This window comes from Vibrio sp. 397, from assembly GCF_033339395.1.
Lineage (GTDB): Bacteria > Pseudomonadota > Gammaproteobacteria > Enterobacterales > Vibrionaceae > Vibrio > Vibrio alginolyticus.
This window is the reverse complement of record NZ_JAWOUN010000003.1, coordinates 365,149-387,484: the sequence shown is the minus strand read 5'-3', so window position 1 is coordinate 387,484 and position 22,336 is coordinate 365,149. Positions and strand designations below refer to the sequence as shown.

Here is a 22,336-nt window from a genome sequence, read left to right as displayed (position 1 = left end):
ACAAGTGGCGAATATTAGAGGTCGATCACACTTTTGTCTAGTGCAAAAACTCTCCATTTTCAATCTGTTATTGACAATATCCCGACAGTGGCGTCGGGATATTGTCGTTATGATAAATTATGTTCACTTATGATGAGATACATTCACATTTAGGACGGTTTCAGCCTATTTTCTCAACGAATTGAGCTTAGCTTGAGCAAGGCCAAAAATGGTATCGATTGGATAAGAGCCTTCATCGGTTGGCTCACCAGCAACTTTCCCCGTAAACAATTCGATAGCTTCAGTAACATGGTCAATCGCCCAAATATTAAACTCGCCTTTTTCGACTGCTTTCACGATGTCGGAACGAAGCATTAGATTGTGAACATTAGAGCGCGGAATAATGACTCCCTGCCCGTCATGACGACCTTTAATTACACACACATCATAAAAGCCTTCGATCTTTTCGTTTACGCCACCAATAGGCTGAGCTTGACCAAATTGATTCATCGACCCTGTTATCGCAATGTCTTGTCGGTTTGGTTGCTTTGAAAAAGCAGACACAACCGCACATAACTCAGCCATGCTGGCACTATCACCATCAACACCACCATAAGATTGCTCAAAGGTAATGGTTGTCGTTAATGGCACTCGTGCCGTTTTACCAAATACGGAAGATAAGTAGGCAGACAAAATCATTACGCCCTTAGAGTGAATACTGCCCCCCAAATCCACGCTGCGCTCGATATCGATAACATCCCCATCACCGTAACACGTCGTCGCTGTGATGCGATTCGGTGCACCAAACATGTAGTCACTAGTGCTCAATACCGAAAGTGCGTTCACTTGGCCTACGGCTTCTCCTTCGGTGCGAATCAGCGTTGTGCCGTTAATAAAGGTTTCCATTACGTTATCGCGTAATCGGCTTACTCGCATTTCTTGGTTATTGAGCGCCTCTTCAACATGCCCAATACGGATCATGTTGGAGTTGGCTTGACGAGCAACGTAGTTCGACTCTCGAAGCAAGTTGGCGATATTAGCCGAATGTAGAGATAGCTTGGATTGGTCGCCAGACAAACGTGAGCTGTATTCGATGATCCGAGCAATGGCTTTGCGATCGCAATGCAGCATATTGTTGTCATGCACCACGCTAGAGATAAAGCGCGCGTAATGCAGCTCAGACTCCGGCGTACGTTTCATTTCATCTTCGAAATCTGCCGTCACACGGAACAGCTCGCTGAACTCTGGATCGTAATGTTGGAGTAATTGGTAAGTTCGGTAATCACCAAATAAGATAATTTTGATATCAAGCGGAATCGGTTCAGGATCGAGTGATACCGCTCCCGTCAATGTGACTTCTTTTTCTAGAGACGTAAAACTCAATTGACGAGCACGCAATGCGCGCTTCAAACCATCCCAAACGTAAGGCTGTTCAAGTACTTTCTGAGCATCCATTAATAGAACGCCGCCATTCGCCTTATGCAAGCTCCCTGCACGAATCAGCGAGAAGTCGGTAAACACCGTTCCCTTGAAAGTGGCAGTCTCAATCGACCCGAAGAGTGAATGATAGTTGGGATTTTCTTCAACAACGATAGGAAATTCGCTGCTTTTACGGCTTACCAAGACATTCACTTTATAACGACGTGGCAATTTTTTATCCAAGGATGCCGTCGCAATTTCGCCTTGCTCGCCACTTTGGTCAAGGAAGATATCTGCGTTTTCAACAATATCTTTTTGCAGCTCAGTTAAGTAGGTTTTGATTTCGGAATATTGCGCGTAATCCACTTTGAGTTTTTTGATGAAGTGAGTAATCACATCAAGCGTCACTTCATCATTGAGCTTTTTGATTTTATCGCTGTATGTCTCTTCCCACTCCGTAAGCTCACGAACCATCGAGCGCAATCGCACTTCGAGTTCATCAATAGCATCGCTGAATTGCTCTTGTTCTTTTTTGCTTAGTACATCAAAAGACTCTTCCGTATGAAGCTCATCACCGTTCATGGCGACAAACTGATAATCCCCCTGTGTAGTCAGTGTTAGGCTGATGCCTTTTTCTTTTGCCTCTCGGCTAATACGATCCAGCTCGTTTTGTTGCTTAGCTGCCAATTGATTTTTTAATCGCTCAGCGCGGCTAAAGTACATTTCATTGTCGAATGCTAGGGGTAAAGCATTCAATAATTTGCCCATTAAAGCTTCAATATCAACACGTAGCTTATTTCCGATACCACAAGGCAGCTTTAATACCTTTGGTGTACGGGTATCCTCAAAGTTCGCAACGTAACACCAATCAAACAGGGCTGCTGCATCGTGCTGGTGACGATTCAGATAGCGCAAGATCATGGTGCGTTTACCTAGCCCATTCTGACCAATGGCGTAGATGTTATACCCTTTCTCTTTGATGGACATCGCAAACTCGACCGCTTTTTGCGCGCGCTCTTGGCCCACGATTTCATCAATTGGAGGTAACTCCTTGGTCGACTTACATGGCATATTCTCTAGATCTGCTACAGAATATAGCTGCTTAGCTTTCAATCTTAGTATTGCCATATCCACTTCCTTTTTTCTTATTTTCGTTATTTGAGTGTAGAGATTATTTGCTTAATTTTAAGTGATTTACCTTCCACCCTAGATTGATTGGACATTTTATGAACACATAAGTGATATTAACACGCACTTGCAATTGATAATCAATTTCATTTAATATCTAAACAAATCAAATGTTGTGGAGATGGATATGAATATTGAGCAATGCTGGATGCGCTACTTAAAAGCGGAGCAACTGATGGAACAAGGCCATTGGCCAGAAGCTCATCGTTTATATGACGACGTGCTCAACAATCTACCCAACCACATTCATCTAGCGCTAGAAAATGCACAAACTAAACCTTGCCAGTTTGTATGTCTCATTACGGGGCTTAGAGATGCCAGCGTGACGCAATCAGAGATTCTCAACAAACTCGGCTTACAGCATGATGCGTTCTCAATACTCAATCAAACTTACGCGCTATTTCAATTTTTGCAGCTAGAGAGCCATGAACTGATTGAGCGCGTAGGTCACCTACTTGGTCAACAGAGCGAAGACTTGTTAGCTCACATGGCGGCATTTTGCTCTGCCCAACGTAATGCTCAATGGATGATAGAACTCGAGCACGTAACGCGCGCACATGAGCAGTTCTTACATTTGCAAGCAATGAGTTCGGCAAAATCTTCGCCTTCTCACCTGTATAATTAATCTAAAGCTCAAGCATTGAGGACAACTAGGTTTGTGCTGTCCATTACTTGAGTATCATTTGCTTTATCAACCACAAGGATCTGTGATGTCTTCTAAAACCATTCTTTCGGTGAACAACCTATCAGTCAGCTTTACGACAAACGATGGTATCGTCGATGCAGTAAAGAATGTTAGCTTCGATTTAAAAGCAGGCGAGACGCTGTCCATCGTTGGCGAATCTGGCTCTGGCAAGTCAGTATCAACCAATGCACTGATGAAACTACTGCCAGACAACGCTATTTTGCATGAAAGCTCATCCATCATGTTTGAGGGTAGCTCCATCTTGGATAAAACAGAGCGTGAAATGCAAAGTATTCGCGGTGATCGCATTGGCATGATTTTTCAAGAGCCGATGACCTCACTAAACCCGTACATGCGGGTGGGTATCCAAGTCGCTGAGGCCATCATGTGTCACCGCCCGGTCGACAGACGAACAGCAAAAGCAAAGGTGTTAGAGCTGTTTGAATTGGTTCATATGCCAAACCCAGAAAAAGCGTACAACAAGTACCCACACGAATTTTCTGGTGGTCAATTGCAACGCATCATGATTGCGATGGCACTGATTAACGAGCCCGATATTTTGATCGCCGACGAACCTACAACAGCGTTGGATGTCACGGTTCAAGCAGAAGTGTTGCACCTGATTAAAGAAATTCAGGCTCAGATGGGCATGGCAATCCTATTTATTACTCATGACTTAGGCGTCGTAAAACACTTTGCAGATCGTGTCATTGTGATGTGTAAAGGAGAAGTCGTCGAAGAAGGCGAAACGCAAACACTCTTCGAGGACCCAAAGCACGAATACACACGTATGCTAATCAACTCGATTCCTAAAGGCAGTAAGGAGCCTATTAGCGAAAGTGCTACACAGCTTTTAAAGGCCGACGATATACGAGTCAAATTCTTGGTAAAGTCGCATTTTATTGCGAGCAAGAATGAGTACTTCGAAGCGGTAAAAGGCATTTCTCTTGAGCTTAAACAAGGAGAGACCCTCGGGATCGTTGGGGAGTCCGGTTCAGGTAAGTCTACACTCGGCCGAGCTTTGATAGGTCTACTGCCCTCAACTGGCAAAATAGAATATAAAGGCCAAGATATGGCCTTGCTGACAAACAAAGAACGTTTTGAGCTGAAAAAAGACGTTCAGATGGTATTCCAAGACCCTTATGGTTCGCTTTCTCCTCGTATGACTATCGGCGAGATCATCACAGAAGGATTAACTGTCCACCAACCAATGTTGAGTAAAAAAGAACGTATGCAGAAAGCGCGCGACGTGCTCCGTGAGGTCCGCTTAGATCCCGCGTCCATCAACCGTTATCCGCACGAGTTTTCAGGAGGCCAGCGTCAGCGTATTGCTATCGCGCGAGCACTGATCCTTGAACCTTCGTTTATTCTGCTTGATGAGCCAACCTCTGCATTAGACCGCTCGGTGCAACTGACAGTGATTGACCTTCTGAAAGATTTGCAGAAAAAACACAATATTGGCTACTTGTTTATTAGCCACGATCTATCAGTAGTTAAAGCACTCTCTGATCGTGTTCTAGTCATGCAAAAGGGCGAGGTCATGGAACAAGGTACGGCCGAAAAGATTTTCCAAAACCCTAAAAATGACTACACGAAAAAACTGATAGATGCCTCATTTGATCTTGAAAACAGTGAAAATCAGCACAATGCGGCTTAGGTTCATCACAGTTTCATATTCATAAACTAGGATTAAGAAAAGGTGATAAATTCATCTTGTCTTAAGAATGGCGTAGCTGCCTTTCGGTTTGGCCGCCGAGACTGGTTGGTTCAAGGGTCAGACTTAGTCAACCTGGCTCAAATACTGGCAAACAGTATGAATTGAGTTCCCCCAACCATGAAAAATGCCGCGACACTGTCGCGGCATTTTTTTATTCTCAGAAGTTTCTAACAACTAGGGCATTAAATCGACTCAATACCCATATTATGTAACGTAAATGCATACACGTCTGTGGTGAGGTCAATTTGCTTACTCAGCGGCATTCCTGCACCATGACCGGCATTAACATCAATGCGTATCAATACTGGATTAGCGCCTTGCTGTTTGTCTTGCAGCTCCGCAATAAATTTGTACGAATGTGCTGGCACAACTCGGTCGTCGTGATCAGCAGTTGTCACCAAGGTAGCAGGATATTGCACGCCTTCTTTTACATTGTGAACAGGAGAGTAACCAAGCAAGTATTGGAACATCGCTTCACTTTGCTCCGACGTGCCATAGTCATACTTCCAGCCTTCTCCAGAAGTAAACGTGTGATAACGCAGCATATCAAGCACGCCAACCGCAGGCAGCGCGACTTTGAATAGTTCAGGGCGTTGCGTCATACACGCTCCAACTAACAAACCACCATTAGAACCACCGCGAATCGCTAGGCGATCCGAGCTAGTGTAGTCGTTTTCAATCAGGTATTCCGCCGCCGCAATAAAGTCATCAAACACGTTTTGCTTTTGCTGCTGAGTGCCTGCGTTGTGCCAGGCTTTACCGTATTCACCGCCGCCTCGCATGTTGGCGACAGCATATATACCCCCCAACTCTAGCCAGTTGGCTACATTGCCAGAAAACATTGGAGTAAGGCTGATGTTAAAACCGCCGTAACCATACAACATGGTTGGTGCTCTACCATCAAGTGCAATGCCCTTCTTGTATGAGATGATCATCGGAACTTGCGTGCCGTCTTTTGAGGTGTAAAACACCTGTTTTGATTCATACTCATTACGATCGAACGGTGCCTTTGATTCCTGAAACAGTGTCGATTCACCAGATTCGACATCAAATGAGAAAATCGTCGGAGGCGTCACGTAGTTAGTGAATGTGTAATAAAGTGTGGTTTCTTCTTTTTTACCCGCCAGACCATAAGCCGTGCCTTCTCCCGGCAATTGTACATCTCGAATCCACTCACCTTGGTAGTTAAACTGCTGCACTTTAGAAAGCACATCTACCATATAAGTCGTAAACAGATAACCGCCACCTTTGCTGATTTCTAACGGCTGTTCTTGTTCAGCAATCACGTCAGCCCATTGTTCTGTCTGAGTGTTGTAGCTGACAACTTTGCCATTCGGCGCGTCTAGGTTGGTGTAAAGCAGCAAGGTTGCGTCTTGGCTATCAATTAAGTAGGTGTCTCCTTGCGTTGTCTCGCGCAGCGTCACAATTGCCTGTAACTCAGACTGTAAATCAATATAAAACAGACGATTACCCGATGTAGATTCTGCGCCAGAGATAATGAGGAAGCGATCATCTGTCGTCGTCGTACCAGACACATAACGATGAACTTGCGTATCCAACTCACCGAAAATCACTTTATCTTCAGATTGAGGTGTACCAAGTTCATGATAATAAAGCTTGTGATGCTCAGTTCGAGCAGACAACTCGCTGCCTTGCGGCTTATCGTAGCTTGAGTAATAGAAGCCTTTGCTGCCCAGCCAAGAAATCGACGTAAACTTCGCATCAACAATCTCAGGCTCTAACTGTTCTTTGGTTTCCGTATCAATGACAAAGATCTTACGCCAATCACTGCCCCCTTCCGAGATGGAATACGCGACCAAACGGTAGTCTTTAGAGAAGCTGACTTCGCCAAGAGAGGTCGTGCCCTCTTCGGAGAAAGTATTTGGATCAAGGAAAACCTCGGCTTCTCCCTCGCCTTTACGTCGATACAATACGCTTTGGTTTTGCAAACCGTCGTTTTTGTAGAAGTAGGTGTAGTCACCACGTACAAATGGCTGGGAATATTTTTCGTAGTTTTGACTGTTCGCCACTAAGTCACGGATTTGTTGGCGGTACGGTATCTGACCAAGGAAATCGAAGGTGACCGAATTTTGACCCGAAACCCATTGTGCGGTTTCTTCACTTCGATCATCTTCTAACCAGCGATAAGGGTCGGCAATGTCGTGACCAAAATAAGTGTCCACGACAGAATCTTTACGTGTTTTTGGGTAATGCATAACGTCCGTGTTACTCCGTTGTTTTTATTAAGTTGTTTATCTTCAATCGTTTTATTGCGGTGATTACCTTAGAGCACCCAATTTTGATTTCAACGACATTGTTTTAAATCTATGAAGAACCTAGAAATAATGAGATATCGTTAAGTATCGGTCACGAATGTGCTCAATAAGCAACTTCACTTTGTTCGGTGGTTGACGAGTAAACGGATACACCGCGTAGATACCCAACTTTTTACCTACTAATTCAGGAAAAATATCCACCAGTTGACCGTTACGAATATCGTGATACACCAAGCAGCGCGGGACGTAAGCAATACCATGGCCGCCCAGAGCGGCTTTACGTAATGCGGTCGCGTTATCAGTAGAAAAGCAGCCCGATACTTTGACGATGTAATTGCCATCTTCTCCTTTAAACTCCCAATCCGTTGCACCTGTGGTTTGGTAAGCGTATTGCAGACAATTGTGCGTGGTGAGATCAATCGGCTCGATCGGTTTCCCATTTTTCGCAATATAAGAAGGTGACGCGCATACCACCCATTGGGAATCGAGAATATGTCGTGCGATCAAACTAGAGTCGGCTAGGTAGCCAGTTCGAATGACTAAATCGTAACCATCAGCCACTAAATCGACAAAGCGATTATCCAATGACATATCCACGGTCAGACCCGGATGAAGGTTACAAAACTCGGCAACAGCATCAGCAAGTATCAAATCTCCAGAGATACACGGCACGGACATTTTTATATGACCGCTCACATTCTCTCCAAAGCCTGCAACAGCATCCATAGCCTCCTGAGTGGCCTGCTTCACATTTTTAGCACTGTGGAGTAACACCTTACCTGCCTCGGTCAAGGTTAATTTGCGCGTTGTTCGATATAATAGCTGAGCCCCTATTTCTTCCTCCAACCTCGCCATTCTTTTGCTAACTACCGAATTTGTAAGGTTATTTGCCTCTGCAACCTTACTAAAGCTGCCAAGTTCGATTACTTGAGAAAATAGGATTAAGTCGTCTGCTCTCATACCATTATGTCACTTTTGGAATTAATTATTTTCATTATTTCCCTATATCAACAAAAAATAAAGGAGTAAATTCACGCCAAATTAACAAAACCATTACAACAAAAAGTCACCTCTACAGCGGATTGACACCGTTCGAGAAGTCAGCGTACGAAGGATGTACAAATGAGTGAAACCCTACTTGCCCTAGTGGCATTTTCGCCAATTGTTGTTGCCGCCATCTTATTGGTTGGTCTCAACTGGCCTGCTAAAAAAGCCATGCCTGTTGCGTTCGGTCTAACCGTCGCTATCGCACTTATGTTTTGGGATATGTCAGCCAATCGCGTACTGGCTTCCGTATTCCAAGGACTGGGCATTACTGTCTCTGTTCTATGGATCGTGTTTGGTGCCATCTTCTTGCTCAACACTTTAAAACACACTGGAGCGATCACCACAATCCGTAATGGATTTACCGATATTTCGGCTGACCGCCGTGTACAAGCCATCATCATTGCTTGGTGCTTTGGCTCGTTCATTGAAGGCGCATCTGGGTTCGGTACCCCGGCAGCAATCGCTGCACCACTGCTGGTTGCAATCGGCTTCCCTGCGCTAGCCGCTGTCCTAATGGGCATGATGATTCAGTCTACGCCTGTTTCATTCGGCGCGGTAGGCACGCCTATCATCGTAGGTGTAAACAAAGGTTTAGACACGCATAACATCAGTGAGTCGTTGGCCGCACAAGGTGCAACGTGGGAAATGTACCTGCAAGATATCACAGCGCACGTTGCTGTCATTCACGCAGTCGTAGGTACGATGATCCCAGTATTAATGGCGATGATGTTAACACGTTTTTTCGGCAAGAACAGAAGCTGGAGTGAAGGCCTGGATATTCTACCATTTGCGCTATTCGCTGGTGTCTCTTTCACCGTTCCATACGCGTTAACCGGCGTATTCTTGGGCGCAGAGTTTCCTTCACTTATCGGTGGTTTGGTTGGTCTGTCTATCGTTGTTACCGCAGCGAAAAAAGGCTTCTTAGTACCAAAGACTAAGTGGGATTTCGAAAGCGAAGACAAATGGCCTGCAGAGTGGTTAGGCTCGCTAAAAGTCGATCTAAACGATAATCCGGGCAAGCCAATGAGCATCGTAAAAGCTTGGGTTCCATATGTAATGCTGGCAGTTATTCTCGTCGCAAGCCGCGTAAGCCCAGAACTGAAAGGCTTTGTACAAAGCGTAAGTTTGTCGTTCAGCAACATTCTTGGTGAGACTGGCGTTAGCGCTGCGATTCAGCCGTTATACCTTCCTGGTGGCATTCTGGTGTTTGTCGCACTACTTGCTGCAATGTTACAAAGCGGCAGCGTAAAGCCATTGCGTGAAGCATTTGGCGAGTCAAGCAAAACACTGATTGGGGCGGGTTTTGTCTTGGTATTTACCATTCCGATGGTTCGTATCTTTATCAACTCAGGCATCAACGGTGCTGACCTAGCAAGTATGCCCGTCACAACCGCAAACTTCGCCTCTGACCTTGTTGGTTCTGCGTTCCCAGCGCTGAGTGCCACCGTTGGTGCACTGGGTGCGTTCATCGCTGGCTCAAACACGGTATCAAATATGATGTTCAGCCAGTTCCAATTCGAAGTGGCACAAACGTTGTCTATTTCGAGTGTGATTGTTGTATCACTCCAGGCCGTCGGTGCTGCCGCAGGTAACATGATTGCGATTCACAACGTTGTTGCCGCATCAGCCACGGTAGGTTTGCTTGGTCGAGAAGGCGCAACATTGCGTAAGACGATTATCCCTACGTTCTACTACATTGTAATGACAGGCATTATTGGATTGGTGCTGATTTATGGCTTCCAAATGACAGATGTCTTAATGAAGTAACGCGAAATGCAGGGTTTACAGCCCTGCCTAATTTGACACAGCTGTCTGCACTACTACCCCGACATGTTGATTTAGCTTGCTACATCAATTCCCCCGACAGCTGTGTCACCCTTTCCAGTTTGCATAACTGATTGAGTGATTTAATAAAATTTTTCAACCAATTATGTAAATGGGTTACCAACATCACCGATTCAAACGTAAGTGAACCATAGGTAACTATACTCATTTTGATGTCTTCACTGCTTTGCGATGAAGACTCAACGAAAGAGCAAATTGCTCCACAACTTTGCTTAGAATAACCGCTAGGACACCATTATGATTATCTCAGCTTCTACTGACTACCGCGCTGCCGCGAAAGCCAAGCTTCCCCCGTTTCTATTCCATTATATTGATGGCGGCTCTTACGACGAACGCACGCTGAAGCGTAATACTGACGATTTAGGTGATGTCGCTCTTCGCCAACGCGTCCTACGCGATATGACAGATTTGAGCCTCGAAACCGAGATCTTCGGTGAGAAACTGGCAATGCCAATCGCGCTAGCTCCTGTTGGTCTAACTGGTATGTACGCGCGCCGAGGCGAGGTGCAAGCAGCAAAAGCAGCCGAGAAAAAAGGCATCCCATTTACTATGTCGACTGTTTCGGTTTGTCCGATTGAAGAAGTCGCACCTGCAATTGAACGTCCAATGTGGTTCCAGCTTTACGTGCTTAAAGACCGTGGCTTTATGAAAAACGTACTTGAGCGTGCAAAAGCAGCAGGCGTAACAACGCTGGTGTTTACCGTTGATATGCCAGTTCCTGGCGCACGTTACCGTGACATGCACTCAGGTATGAGTGGTCCTAACGCAGCCATGCGTCGTGTATTCCAGGCGATGCGCCACCCAAGCTGGGCGCTGGATGTGGGTCTACTTGGTAAACCGCACGACTTAGGTAACATCTCAACTTATCGTGGCGAACCAACAAAGCTAGAAGATTACATCGGCTGGTTAGGCGCAAACTTCGACCCTTCTATCTCCTGGAAAGATCTTGAGTGGATTCGTGATTTTTGGGATGGCCCAATGGTTATCAAAGGCATTCTAGATGAAGAAGACGCGAAAGATGCGGTACGTTTCGGCGCAGATGGCATTGTGGTATCTAACCATGGTGGCCGTCAGTTAGATGGCGTACTTTCAAGTGCTAAAGCACTACCAAGCATTGCGGATGCGGTAAAAGGTGATCTTAAGATCTTCGTAGACTCTGGTATTCGTACTGGTCTTGATGTCGTTCGTATGCTCGCACTTGGTGCAGACTGTACGCTTCTTGGCCGTTCATTTGTGTACGCATTGGCAGCACAAGGCGGAGCAGGCGTTGAAAACCTACTGGATCTGTACGATAAAGAAATGCGTGTAGCAATGACGCTGACTGGCGCTAAGTCTATCGCGGATCTTTCACGCGATTCGCTAGTGAAAATCCCATAATCTTTGCAATCGAGCAAAACAGAAACGAAAAAACGAGCCAACAGTGGCTCGTTTTTTATTGCTCTTCAACCCGATAATTTGACGAGCAAGCTAGCTAACTTGGTGAACGTACTCGATCACGACTTGGTTTCCGTCGATAAACACGTTACTGATATCGCCATCCACCGTCACACGATTTTGTAAATAAACGGTACCAGATGCAGATAGATCACGCTCCGTCAAAGACGGAATCACCTGACCAGGACGTACATGTAGCTGCTCGCATAGCTGTTTTACAAAACCTAGCGTCAGTGGAGAATTACCACGTAACAAGCCAGAAAACTCGTGTAGACTCAAACCAAGGCGCTTCGCCATTTCCATTTGAGTGATGTGCATTTTGGCTTTTTGTGACATCCAGATGTCGTAGAGCGCGTTTCGATCCAGCTCTGTAAATTCCATATCTGCCTCCGCTAATTCAAGAGCCAATACACTCTCACACTTACTTAAGATAAATGTTAGCGATAAGTCAGAGAAGTTATAATTGATCGTCCAAATATCAACCCTCAATCATTGTTAGCATACCTCTGAACGTGCATGAGGCGGTAGCTCAACAGAACATTGAGGTGACTCTCTTGTCATCGGAAGGAAAAGTCCATCTCGGACGGTTTAGACATAAGTAAATGATTTAAAGGAAATCACTGGGGTGAAGGAGTAATATCTGCTACCTTTCCTTCCATGGTTCACTAGAAATAAGTTACATATGCCACAGTGGTTTACCGAATTACAAAGCTACATTGAAACGTCTCATCAAAATTGGAGTGGGAGCGTCCTTTTCATTACGCTCGCTAGCTTTATAGCTTGGATAGCTTGGCGGCTGATCCGCTCTCGCCTCGCTGCGCTCGTAGAGAAAACGCCCTTCCACTGGGATGATATGTTGCTTGATGCGCTAAAAGCGCCAGTCAGTACACTCATTTGGTGTTGGCCAGCAACCGTCTCTATCGGCATCATATTGGAGAGCGAGCTCAACGATAAAATAAACTGGTTAAGTACGCTGAAACTGATTTTAATCATCAGCATCTTCGTATGGACCGTTATGCGGCTCATTACCAATGTTGAAGAGCATGTTCTCGAACAAAAGAACCGAGATGAAACAACAGTACAAGCGATAGCTAAGGTCGCGCGCCTGTTCTTTATTACCGTCGGAATTCTAACCGTAATGCAGGCATTTGGTCTGTCACTATCGGGCCTACTTACCTTCGGTGGTGTTGGTGGTTTGATCGTCGGTTTAGCGGCGAAGGATTTGCTGTCTAACTTTTTTGGAGGTCTTATGATCTACTTCGATCGTCCATTTAAAGTTGGCGATTGGATCCGTTCTCCAGACCGACAAATAGAGGGGACGGTAGAACGCATTGGCTGGCGTATGACCATTATCCGAACTTTCGATAAGCGTCCACTGTATGTGCCAAACTCAGTGTTTAGCAGCATTGTCGTAGAAAACCCATCTCGCATGCTGAACCGACGTATCTACGAAAAAATTGGACTTCGTTACGACGATGCTGAAAAAATGCCGCAAATTATCACCGCGGTAAAAGAAATGCTGAAAAATCACAAAGACATTGATGCACGCCAAACTCTTATCGTTAATTTCGATACATTCGGTCCATCATCATTGCACTTCTTTATCTATACCTTTACTAAAACCGTGAATTGGGTGAGATACCATGAGGTTAAGCAGGACATACTGCTTAAGGTAATCAACATCATTAAAGAGCACGATGCAGATATCGCGTTTCCTACTCAGACGCTTAAGCTTGATCCTATACAAATGGTAAAAGCGGAAGAGCAAGAAGATCACGGCTTCTAGTTCTCACCAATACCCCAATAATCAAGCCCGCTGTGTTTAAGCGGGCTTTTTATTTTTCTTCGCATGAAGTGGTTATTGTTGCGTTAACACCATACGTGCATTCAGCGGTTGGATTGGGCGATTGTTTTTCCCCATTACTTCCGAAAAAGATTTTATCTGCTCAGGAGAAATAGTTTGTGCTTCTTTCATCACCAACCAACGCACACCTTCAGAGCATGGTGGTGTCGTTAGTGAGCCGTTAAAGCGGTAGTAGTCTTTATCACTTGGGATAAGGGCATCCGCATCAAATGGAACCTTGATGGTAACATCTTGATCTTTAGTTGGAATGTTAGCTAGCATCTTAGCTAGATCTGGGTTCGCGTCACCCAGTTTAAAGAACACCGCGACAACAGCTAGATGACCTACTTTGTCGGCATGCACAAAGTGTACTTCTAGTGGGTATTCTTTACCATCCACATGGTTTTCAGATGGCGTATGGAAGTGGAACTGTTTCAACGTAAACTCTTTACCATCAATGGTGAGTGTGTTTTTACCTTCTAAACCAGTCTGTAAAGTGTGACCGTTGTTCAGCAGTGAAATTGCCTTACCTTCGTAGTCGAAATTCAATTTTTCTAGCTTCGCTTCGGTCGCCGATTCAATGTTGATTGGGCTCTGGTTTTGACCTTTCGCGCACTCAGATGCAAACTCACCCCAATGAGCTGGCCCATGGTTTCCCTCGTAGCCCCAGCTTGCTGCATAAGCTGTTCCTGTAAATACCAGTGCCAAACCTAATGTAGTTAGTGACTTCTTCATCATTTTCCTTATTTCTGAAAGTTAAATTCCGTGAGAATAAAGCCATACTAATCTCACAAAATTAAGCAGTGACAGAGTGAAAACTATGATTACAAAAGATTTTTGGAATAGAAGCCTCTAATGATGTAATTGACATGATGCTCAAAATTGAACGTCAACGATTATTGAGTCGGTGTAAGTACCTGCAGGAGGGGTCGTTTGGCTGGTTAGTATCTGCGCGCGATAATTATAATTCTGTGGCGTGATACCATCCGGAATGGAGCCGCCAGTATCGACGTCACTGTGTTCACGACGTTCAGAACTGGTTCCTCCCCAGCGCTCCATCGTTGATGACTTATAGATTTCATACTCCAAATAGTGACCACTAGAAATCATTCGCCGCTGACCGCCGGACGCATTTAGGCCGTCATTCAAGCCAATGGAGAAGGAACTATTCTTGGTACAAGTTAACGATATAACCTGACTGACTGGCTCAAAACCGGCCACCAATGGGGACGAACCAAAATCAATATCTGGCGCCGTGATCATACAATCAGGGGTCACTTCCAACTCAACCGTAATCACGCTTTGAGCGCTGCCATTGGCGCGGCCAATGCATACCCCTAGAACCCCGATACCCTTACAGTAATCCCAAATCCAGGATACGGTGATTTGGTCTTTATAAGTCCCAGCGGAAAGATTACTGCCTACTCCCGTCCGAGCATAAAGCGGAAACTCAGCTTGAGTGCCAAACAACCCGAGTAAATCGAGTAACCCAATTTCAAAAAAATTGTAAGTTTGGCCGAATACATACTCTTGTGAAAGACCTGGATCGCCAAAAATCTGATAGCTGAGCTCCGAACTCGGATCATCCTCATTTAATAGCAAACCATTATTTATACTGTTAAACGTTGCTGATACGTAGTCGCCACTTAACAAAGACACAAGTGTAGAAAAGTCACACGTAATCCCCGCATGAGGCTGAGCTGAGCTTTGCTGCTGAGAGCTTGAAACAGTAAACGAAGAAACATTGCCAAACAAGATTAAAGGGGTTGCCGCCGTGAGCTGACAAGCCATTGTCGAGAACGAGAAAAAGAGAAGTAGGCTAGCAAGCCAGCGGCGCAAAATCATAGTGCGGTCTCTTCTTCGGCTTTGATACAAACCTGCTCAGGCAATGTTTGTATTTTTTGACTCTCACGCTGATACAACCCCTCAATAAACACTTTACATGGCGGCTGTCCTTGAGGATAAAACTGAATGTAGCGGCCTGGGTCAACGCCTTCAAAGTAGGTAAAACCATCCCAACCAATTTGGCTTGTTAAGCCCGTTTCTGAGCGGCCATATGTACCAATCGGAAGGAACAAATGATTTTCGTCTAACACCGTCATGCTCAGTGCAATTTGTAGCTCTATTGGGAACTCTAACAGGTAGCCGTAGCCCGAATGTATCGAAGCAAACTGCTCTGTCGCAGAAAACGCAGCATTGGCTGGTAAATTAAGTGGATCGATTTCATATTTGGCGGTGTAATACGCCGTAGCCCAAGGAACAAGTAGGTAACCTTCATCGTCTGTCACTCCGACAATTTGATTTTCATATTTAACCGGAATACCTTCAAAACCACTGGTGCTCACCACCGCGAAGCTGTCATACACTTCATTCGCCGGGAATATTTCTCCATCCAACGTAGAGACCGAACCTGCCATTTCCGCAAAATAATCATAGTCGCCACTGGTGCCATTTAACCCAGCTCTGAACTGCGCCCATGACGCACGGTAGGTCAAATCGGCCTGTTTACGGTTTTCTGGGTCTTCGTTAATATCATGCGCTAAATTGACGCCCCATCCACCTCGTATTGGCGCGAGGCGGCTGTAACCCACTCGACCTCGCACATCGCCATCGTCCTCTCTTTTCAGCGTTAGCCCCGAACTTCCCCCCAAAGAACTGAAAGGTAGAGAGAATTGCGCCAACGTAACACTCTGACCACCAATACTATGGTTGTAAGAAAGGGACATATTGATATTAAAAGGCAGAGCGTAGCTATAAGTAAGGTTTAGGGTACGTGAATCTGAGTCGGATTGTTGAATATCAAAGTACCCACCAGAAAGTGAGCCCCAATCTCCCAAACGGACTCCCATATTGATTTGTGATAGATGGCGCGACGCGAGTGAAGCGTCCTTGCCTTCATCGAGCATTTCGTAATTTGGTAAATGAGATAAGGTATAAAAGTCGGCTTGTTCTACTTGAGTTCGAGCAGCGAAGCTAAACAACCGAGACTGATAACTATAACCTAGCGCATATGAGGTAGATTGATCCTGAAAATTACTCACACGAAACGAGGCATCCACCGTACCTAAGTTGAAAGCATTAGTGACAAAGCCCAGCCCCGCAACGATCAGGTCATCTTTTGCTTCAGCTTGAGCTTCTAATGTTAACCAATCAGTCATGCCATGACGCAGAGCGGTAACCACGCCACCGTCTCCATAGTCGTTAGATGCATTACCGAAATTTTCTCTGATCGCACCAATACTCGCACTGTAAGAGGTAAATCCGGTCTTCAGTAGATCGGAAGAGAGAAAAAATGGGCTGGTCATGACCGTTTGCTTACCTTGAGCATCCGTTGCAATTACCGTTGCTTCCCCAGCACCAGAGAGCATTGGAATATCGTTAATAATGAAAGGACCGGGCCCAACATTCATTGAGTCAGTTTTAAAGCCATTGATAAACAAATCTAACGTAGTGGGCGCTGTGACCTCACCGTAAAATGCAGGTAACGGCGTCGTCACGACATCCGGACGCATAGAGAAATCATGTGACAACTGAATACCCGCCAGTCTTACTGGTTGGCTCCAAGATAAAGGGCGAACAATATAGTCCCCTACCTCCATACGAATTCGCTTCTCTTGATTGACGTACTCGTAACTCGTATCAAAACGAGTGTACTGGCTGCTTTGCTGGGACTGAACATCGCGATGAAAGTTAGATTTAAATATCCCGGTAGTAGAAAAAACGCCCAACTCAGAAAAGGCTCTGACTTCATGATTGATAGAAACCTCCTTTTGTCGGCTTTCGTTCTCGTACACACCAAATACGTTGTAGTTAAGCAGGCCACCACGCCCAAACTGAGCCGGGGAAAATCGCCCCATATCCTGCGCTGATAAATTCTGCATCGGTAACCAATTAGGCGGTACGTCAATTGCGAGTTGCAATGACGATTGCAAGTAACGCACGTTAACACCTGGGATAGACGTAACCTCAAGTCTCTCTTCGGTTCCAGGCAACGACTTGGCGGTAACCCCAACTGAAATGAGGTCCTCCCGGAGCAAAAAGAACTGATCGCCAACTCGCTCAACTTTCGCAACAAGCCCGGTTGCTCTTTGATTGATCACCAACTCCAGATTGAGGCTAATATTCTCAAACTTTTCTAATGAGAAATTTTCAGGACTCGGTAGCTCAGAGAAGTGGTTTGCTGAATTTGCACAAAGACCAATACTGCTCCACGTTACGCTAAGTAATACCAACCAAAAGAAAGCATTCATTGTATTAAATCTATTCATTATTGCTTCAATGGTATTTGGTAACGTTTACCTCCAATATTCGCGCTCAAACTCAAGGGTCTGACATTACTATGGGGAATAGACCAAACCTTATACTGTTCAGGAAGAATATAGCCAGCTAGTCCATCGGAAATAACGACAGGATCTTTATTTGGTAGGTTCAATTGTAAATTCACTAAGCGAACATGGTGTTTTCCTGAATTTTTAATGTGAACAAAACGCTGATTATTTTTCTTAATAAACTGTGCCTGTAAATCACCCCATAATTCACTGTCACGGTTTGGTTTTTGAGTATCAGTCAGCCCTTTCCCGTAAATAAACAAAGGTATCGAGTAACGCATTCGGACTTTTACAGCGAGTTCATTTTCCGTCAATTCTGTTTGAGGGTTTTGAGTTGGCGGTAATTCATCTATGATCACTCGGTATGCATACTCCTTACCTGCAGAGGCCTCATCTTGGTTGATGATGCGGATTAACTGCTTTTCACCTGGTTCAATTTTGACAAACGGAGGGGTTGCAATTAACTGGCTTTGACTTGAATAACTATCTTCTCCTTCGTTTTGTTCCCACTTAAAAATTCTCACCTGTAAATAAGAATCAACACTGCCTTTATTTACCATCCAAAGTGATGTTGCATTACTCTCCTCTGATATTTTGGGGTAAATTGGCCAAATTAATAATGAGTTAGCGTTGGCATTTGAGAAAAAAACAAAAAGGAAGGCTATTAATAATAGTTTTTTGAGTATGAATTCCATTTCACCCCTCCAAAGTTCACTTACCACTCTAATGTCAGCGTAAGCGTATCCATATAAATTCCAGCCATTTCATTCCCATTTATTGTCGCCTTTGCCCAGATAGGAAACTGAATATTATCTGGGTCTTGGTCAGTATCGACGGAATATTGCGTGTCAATATCAAGCACCTGCGTGTAATTTAGATCCTGGAACAAAAAGTAATCTACCGTTGTCGCTTCTTCACTGTGCTTTAGCTTACGTACACCATCCGATGCATTCATCCCGCCATTTACGGAAACATTCATCGTAATACCCGGAGTACAGCTTAATGTGAGTGATGAACTGTAAGTGATGCTGCCTTGTACTTCCGTCGCGTAAACTGAAGAATGCTCACCAAAATCTAACGTGCCTATTTGCCCGGCTTGGGTTGCGCTTTCTTCTTGTACTGCGCCGTTAATCAAACAACCTGTATCTACGGTGGCAGACACCTGAAAAGTTTGTGTCGCATCAGCCAGCACAGTTAAAGAGCACAAACTCATCGCGACAAGTGAAAAGCCCCTAACAACCAGCATCACGTTTTACCAGCTTAGCGTCACACTGATGGTATCGGAGTATGTGCCGGCAATGCTGCTCGTACCGTAAGCTTTCGCAAAAAGCTCAATAGTTTGCGATGTTGCACTAGTAAATTCAGACAGAGCTACCGTCCCACCTTGTATAATTTGTGTGCTTCGGTCTGAGTCGGTAAACAACGTATAATCAATAAATTGCGCGCCATTTGACATCGCGTAGGTACCAACGGTCGCACTTGCATCATACAATCCGGTGCCCAATGTAAACGTCGGTGTCACACCGTTACTACAAAGCACTTCAATACCCGTCGCACTACCACCATTTACCACACCATCTTGTTCACTGAAGATTGCAGGCACGTCTCCAAAGGCAAGTGAGCCAAAGCCAACGCCAGAAGCTGCATCTACCGCATTATTTCCATTAATCACACAACCTTGTACAAGGTTAATTGAAACATCAATCGTACCGCTCACTGACGCTCCATTCGCTTGCCAACTAAATGAGGTTAAGAGCAGAGGCATCATCAGATAAAATCTTTTCATATAAAGCTCCATTTTTACATTCCACTGTATATCGGTAACCTTTTTATTAGTTATAGCTCAATTATGACAAACCAAATGCATATAAAATGTAAAACAATAAAAAGAAGCAGGATAAGGATAAAGACGAACGGAAAATAAAAACATTAAACTTAAAAATGACGATTTTTAAGCATGTAATGCTAAAAAATAACCACTAAGAACAAATGGTTATTATCTTATTCCAAATACAGAATCGACAATGAGTTAGAAGGTAGGGTGAAGTTGAGTGGAAAAAATCTAAAAAAAGTAGCAGAACGATACGAGAAGTTTAGAAAAGATTGGCGACCATTTCTTCCCGAAACAAAAATCTTCATGAAACAAAAATGCGCCCCAAAAAGGAGCGCATTTCTTACTTGAATAAGTTATTCCCAATCAAGAATAACCTTACCTGACATGCCGCTGCGCATTACGTCGAAGCCTTCTTGGAAATCGTCAATCTTGTAGTGGTGCGTGATGATTGGCGATAGATCCAGACCAGATTGGATCAGTGAAGCCATCTTGTACCAAGTTTCGAACATTTCGCGACCGTAGATACCTTTGATCACCAAGCCTTTGAAGATAACTTGGTTCCAGTCGATACCCATGTCTGATGGTGGAATACCGAGTAGTGCAATGCGACCACCGTGGTTCATTGTGGTTAGCATTGAGTTGAATGCTGCTGGGTTACCAGACATTTCTAGACCAACGTCGAAGCCTTCTGTCATGCCTAGCTCAGCCATTACATCTTCAAGCTTCTCTTCAGCAACGTTTACTGCGCGTGTTACACCCATCTTACGAGCAAGTTCTAGACGGTATTCGTTCACGTCTGTGATCACTACGTGACGAGCACCAACGTGCTTTGCTACTGCCGCTGCCATGATACCGATTGGGCCAGCACCTGTGATAAGCACGTCTTCGCCTACTAGGTCGAAAGAAAGTGCTGTGTGTACTGCGTTACCAAACGGATCAAAGATAGACGCTAGATCGTCAGAGATGCCTTCAGGGATCTTGAACGCATTGAACGCTGGGATCACTAGGTATTCAGCGAATGCACCTTCACGGTTAACACCCACACCAATTGTGTTACGACATAGGTGAGTACGGCCACCACGACAGTTACGACAATGACCACACGTGATGTGACCTTCGCCAGATACGCGGTCACCGATTTCAAAGCCACGAACTTCCTGACCAATCGCAACCACTTCACCCACGTATTCGTGACCGACAACCATAGGCACTGGAATGGTTTTTTGTGACCATTCGTCCCAGTTATAGATGTGTACGTCTGTACCACAGATAGCGGTTTTCTTAATTTTGATCAGAATGTCGTTATGGCCGACTTCAGGTTTATCAACCTCAGTCATCCAGATGCCTTCTTCAGGCTTTAGCTTTGATAATGCTTTAATTTTCATAATGTAACCTTAATTAAAGGCCCTATTGTCTAAGGCCTAGAATCTTAAATAAGACCCATGTCCTTACCAACTTGGATGAACGCGTCGATTGCACGGTCTAGTTGCTCGCGAGAGTGCGCCGCAGACATTTGAGTACGGATACGTGCTTGACCTTTTGGTACTACAGGGAATGAGAAGCCGATTACGTAGATGCCTTTCTCCAGCGCACGCTCTGCAAATTCTGCTGCTACTTTTGCGTCGCCAAGCATGATTGGGATGATTGCGTGGTCAGCACCACCCATTGTGAAACCAGCGTCTTCCATACGAGTACGGAAGTGTGCTGCGTTTTCCCATAGACGATCACGTAGGTCACCGCTCTCTTCTAGTAGATCTAGAACGCGGATAGAAGCGCTTACGATTGCTGGTGCAACAGAGTTAGAGAATAGGTATGGACGAGAACGCTGACGTAGCCAGTCAATCACTTCCGCTTTACCAGATGTGTAACCGCCTGAAGCGCCGCCCATTGCTTTGCCTAGCGTACCAGTGATGATGTCGATACGGTCAACTACGTTGTGGTGCTCGTGCGTACCTGCACCTGTTTTGCCCATGAAGCCAACAGCGTGAGAGTCATCAACCATAGTCAACGCGCCGTACTTCTCTGCTAGGTCACAGATAGCCGGAAGGTTTGCTACTACGCCGTCCATTGAGAACACACCGTCCGTTACGATAAGAATGTGGCGAGCACCTGCTTCTTTCGCAGCGATCAGTTGTTGTTCTAGCTCTTCCATGTTGTTGTTTGAGTAGCGGAAACGCATTGCTTTACATAGACGAACACCGTCAATGATTGACGCGTGGTTTAAAGCGTCAGAGATGATTGCGTCTTCTTTGCCTAGAATAGTTTCAAATAGGCCCGCGTTTGCGTCGAAACATGATGTGTAAAGAATCGTATCTTCTTTACCTAGGAACTTAGAAAGCTTCTGCTCAAGCTCTTTGTGGATGTCTTGCGTACCACAGATAAAACGTACTGAAGCCATACCAAAGCCGTGCTCGTCCATGCCTGCTTTACCCGCTTCGATAAGTGCCGGGTGGTTAGCAAGACCAAGGTAGTTGTTCGCACAGAAGTTTAGTACTTCTTCACCAGTAGAGATTTTAACAGCCGCTTGCTGTTGAGACGTAATGACACGCTCTGATTTGTAAAGGCCTTCCGCCTTTACTTCTTCGATTTGCTGCTGAATCTGTTGGTAGAATGCAGAAGACATTTGAAATTCCTTCCTAGTTATTTTGGCGAGTATTTACTCGTTTAGAATTAGGCTTAGCCTTTATGTGACGGGCGTCACGGGCTATCACTCATCAATTAATTGTAGTGTAATTCAAGGA

General features: G+C 45.0%; 17 protein-coding genes. 5 read left to right on the top strand and 12 right to left on the bottom strand.

What is annotated here, in order from left to right; all coding sequences use genetic code 11:
• Positions 1 to 165 precede the first annotated feature (165 nt).
• Positions 166 to 2,526: a Lon protease family protein gene (locus tag R7P36_RS07205; RefSeq protein ID WP_047102346.1), complete on the bottom strand. Its 2,361-nt coding sequence runs from the start codon at positions 2,524 to 2,526 to the stop codon at positions 166 to 168.
• 187 nt (positions 2,527 to 2,713) lie between these two features.
• On the opposite strand from R7P36_RS07205, the gene R7P36_RS07200 reads away from it, so the two are divergent.
• Positions 2,714 to 3,211, top strand: a complete 498-nt coding sequence (locus R7P36_RS07200; RefSeq protein WP_005375116.1) for a hypothetical protein — start codon at positions 2,714 to 2,716, stop codon at positions 3,209 to 3,211.
• An 85-nt stretch (positions 3,212 to 3,296) separates the two neighbouring features.
• Positions 3,297 to 4,928 carry an ABC transporter ATP-binding protein gene (locus tag R7P36_RS07195; protein WP_017635486.1) on the top strand — a complete coding sequence of 544 codons (1,632 nt, stop codon included), beginning with the start codon at positions 3,297 to 3,299 and terminating at the stop codon, positions 4,926 to 4,928.
• 242 nt (positions 4,929 to 5,170) lie between these two features.
• On the opposite strand, the gene R7P36_RS07190 is transcribed toward R7P36_RS07195, so the two are convergent.
• Positions 5,171 to 7,204 carry a prolyl oligopeptidase family serine peptidase gene (locus R7P36_RS07190; RefSeq protein WP_213899102.1) on the bottom strand — a complete coding sequence of 678 codons (2,034 nt, stop codon included), beginning with the start codon at positions 7,202 to 7,204 and terminating at the stop codon, positions 5,171 to 5,173.
• Positions 7,205 to 7,324: 120 nt separating this feature from the next.
• A complete protein-coding gene (locus R7P36_RS07185; RefSeq protein ID WP_005375112.1) occupies positions 7,325 to 8,224 on the bottom strand; it encodes a LysR family transcriptional regulator in 900 nt (299 codons plus the stop codon).
• Between the two features lie 162 nt (positions 8,225 to 8,386).
• Between R7P36_RS07185 and R7P36_RS07180 the strand changes: the two genes are divergently transcribed.
• Together R7P36_RS07180 and lldD are read left to right on the top strand one after the other, a co-directional pair.
• Positions 8,387 to 10,078 carry an L-lactate permease gene (locus R7P36_RS07180; RefSeq protein WP_005375111.1) on the top strand — a complete coding sequence of 564 codons (1,692 nt, stop codon included), beginning with the start codon at positions 8,387 to 8,389 and terminating at the stop codon, positions 10,076 to 10,078.
• Positions 10,079 to 10,393: 315 nt separating this feature from the next.
• On the top strand, positions 10,394 to 11,533 hold the full coding sequence (lldD, locus tag R7P36_RS07175) for an FMN-dependent L-lactate dehydrogenase LldD (RefSeq protein ID WP_005383962.1): 1,140 nt from the start codon (positions 10,394 to 10,396) through the stop codon (positions 11,531 to 11,533).
• A 90-nt stretch (positions 11,534 to 11,623) separates the two neighbouring features.
• Here the strand turns inward: lldD and R7P36_RS07170 are convergent, their stop codons facing one another.
• Complete coding sequence (locus R7P36_RS07170; protein WP_005375109.1) at positions 11,624 to 11,971, bottom strand: helix-turn-helix domain-containing protein; 348 nt, start codon at positions 11,969 to 11,971, stop codon at positions 11,624 to 11,626.
• A 301-nt stretch (positions 11,972 to 12,272) separates the two neighbouring features.
• On the opposite strand from R7P36_RS07170, the gene R7P36_RS07165 reads away from it, so the two are divergent.
• A complete protein-coding gene (locus R7P36_RS07165) occupies positions 12,273 to 13,376 on the top strand; it encodes a mechanosensitive ion channel family protein (protein WP_005375107.1) in 1,104 nt (367 codons plus the stop codon).
• 72 nt (positions 13,377 to 13,448) lie between these two features.
• On the opposite strand, the gene R7P36_RS07160 is transcribed toward R7P36_RS07165, so the two are convergent.
• From R7P36_RS07160 to R7P36_RS07125, 8 genes are all read right to left on the bottom strand, one after another.
• Complete coding sequence (locus R7P36_RS07160; protein ID WP_213885291.1) at positions 13,449 to 14,168, bottom strand: carbonic anhydrase; 720 nt, start codon at positions 14,166 to 14,168, stop codon at positions 13,449 to 13,451.
• A gap of 141 nt (positions 14,169 to 14,309) precedes the next feature.
• Complete coding sequence (locus R7P36_RS07155; protein ID WP_053350038.1) at positions 14,310 to 15,278, bottom strand: spore coat U domain-containing protein; 969 nt, start codon at positions 15,276 to 15,278, stop codon at positions 14,310 to 14,312.
• Positions 15,275 to 17,701, bottom strand: coding sequence for a fimbria/pilus outer membrane usher protein (locus R7P36_RS07150; protein ID WP_411978666.1), 2,427 nt, complete (start codon positions 17,699 to 17,701; stop codon positions 15,275 to 15,277). Before R7P36_RS07150 ends, R7P36_RS07155 begins: the two co-directional genes overlap by 4 nt.
• Entirely contained in the window at positions 17,701 to 18,456 is a 756-nt protein-coding gene (locus tag R7P36_RS07145; protein ID WP_064369625.1) for a molecular chaperone, read from the bottom strand. The genes R7P36_RS07150 and R7P36_RS07145 overlap by 1 nt, the downstream gene beginning before the upstream one ends.
• Positions 18,457 to 18,476: 20 nt before the next feature.
• A complete protein-coding gene (locus R7P36_RS07140) occupies positions 18,477 to 18,974 on the bottom strand; it encodes a spore coat U domain-containing protein (RefSeq protein WP_017820521.1) in 498 nt (165 codons plus the stop codon).
• Positions 18,975 to 19,013: 39 nt separating this feature from the next.
• Positions 19,014 to 19,559: a spore coat U domain-containing protein gene (locus R7P36_RS07135; protein WP_021035866.1), complete on the bottom strand. Its 546-nt coding sequence runs from the start codon at positions 19,557 to 19,559 to the stop codon at positions 19,014 to 19,016.
• Between the two features lie 389 nt (positions 19,560 to 19,948).
• Positions 19,949 to 20,980, bottom strand: coding sequence for an L-threonine 3-dehydrogenase (tdh, locus tag R7P36_RS07130; RefSeq protein ID WP_005383983.1), 1,032 nt, complete (start codon positions 20,978 to 20,980; stop codon positions 19,949 to 19,951).
• Between the two features lie 44 nt (positions 20,981 to 21,024).
• Positions 21,025 to 22,218, bottom strand: coding sequence for a glycine C-acetyltransferase (locus R7P36_RS07125; RefSeq protein ID WP_005375095.1), 1,194 nt, complete (start codon positions 22,216 to 22,218; stop codon positions 21,025 to 21,027).
• Positions 22,219 to 22,336 lie beyond the last annotated feature (118 nt).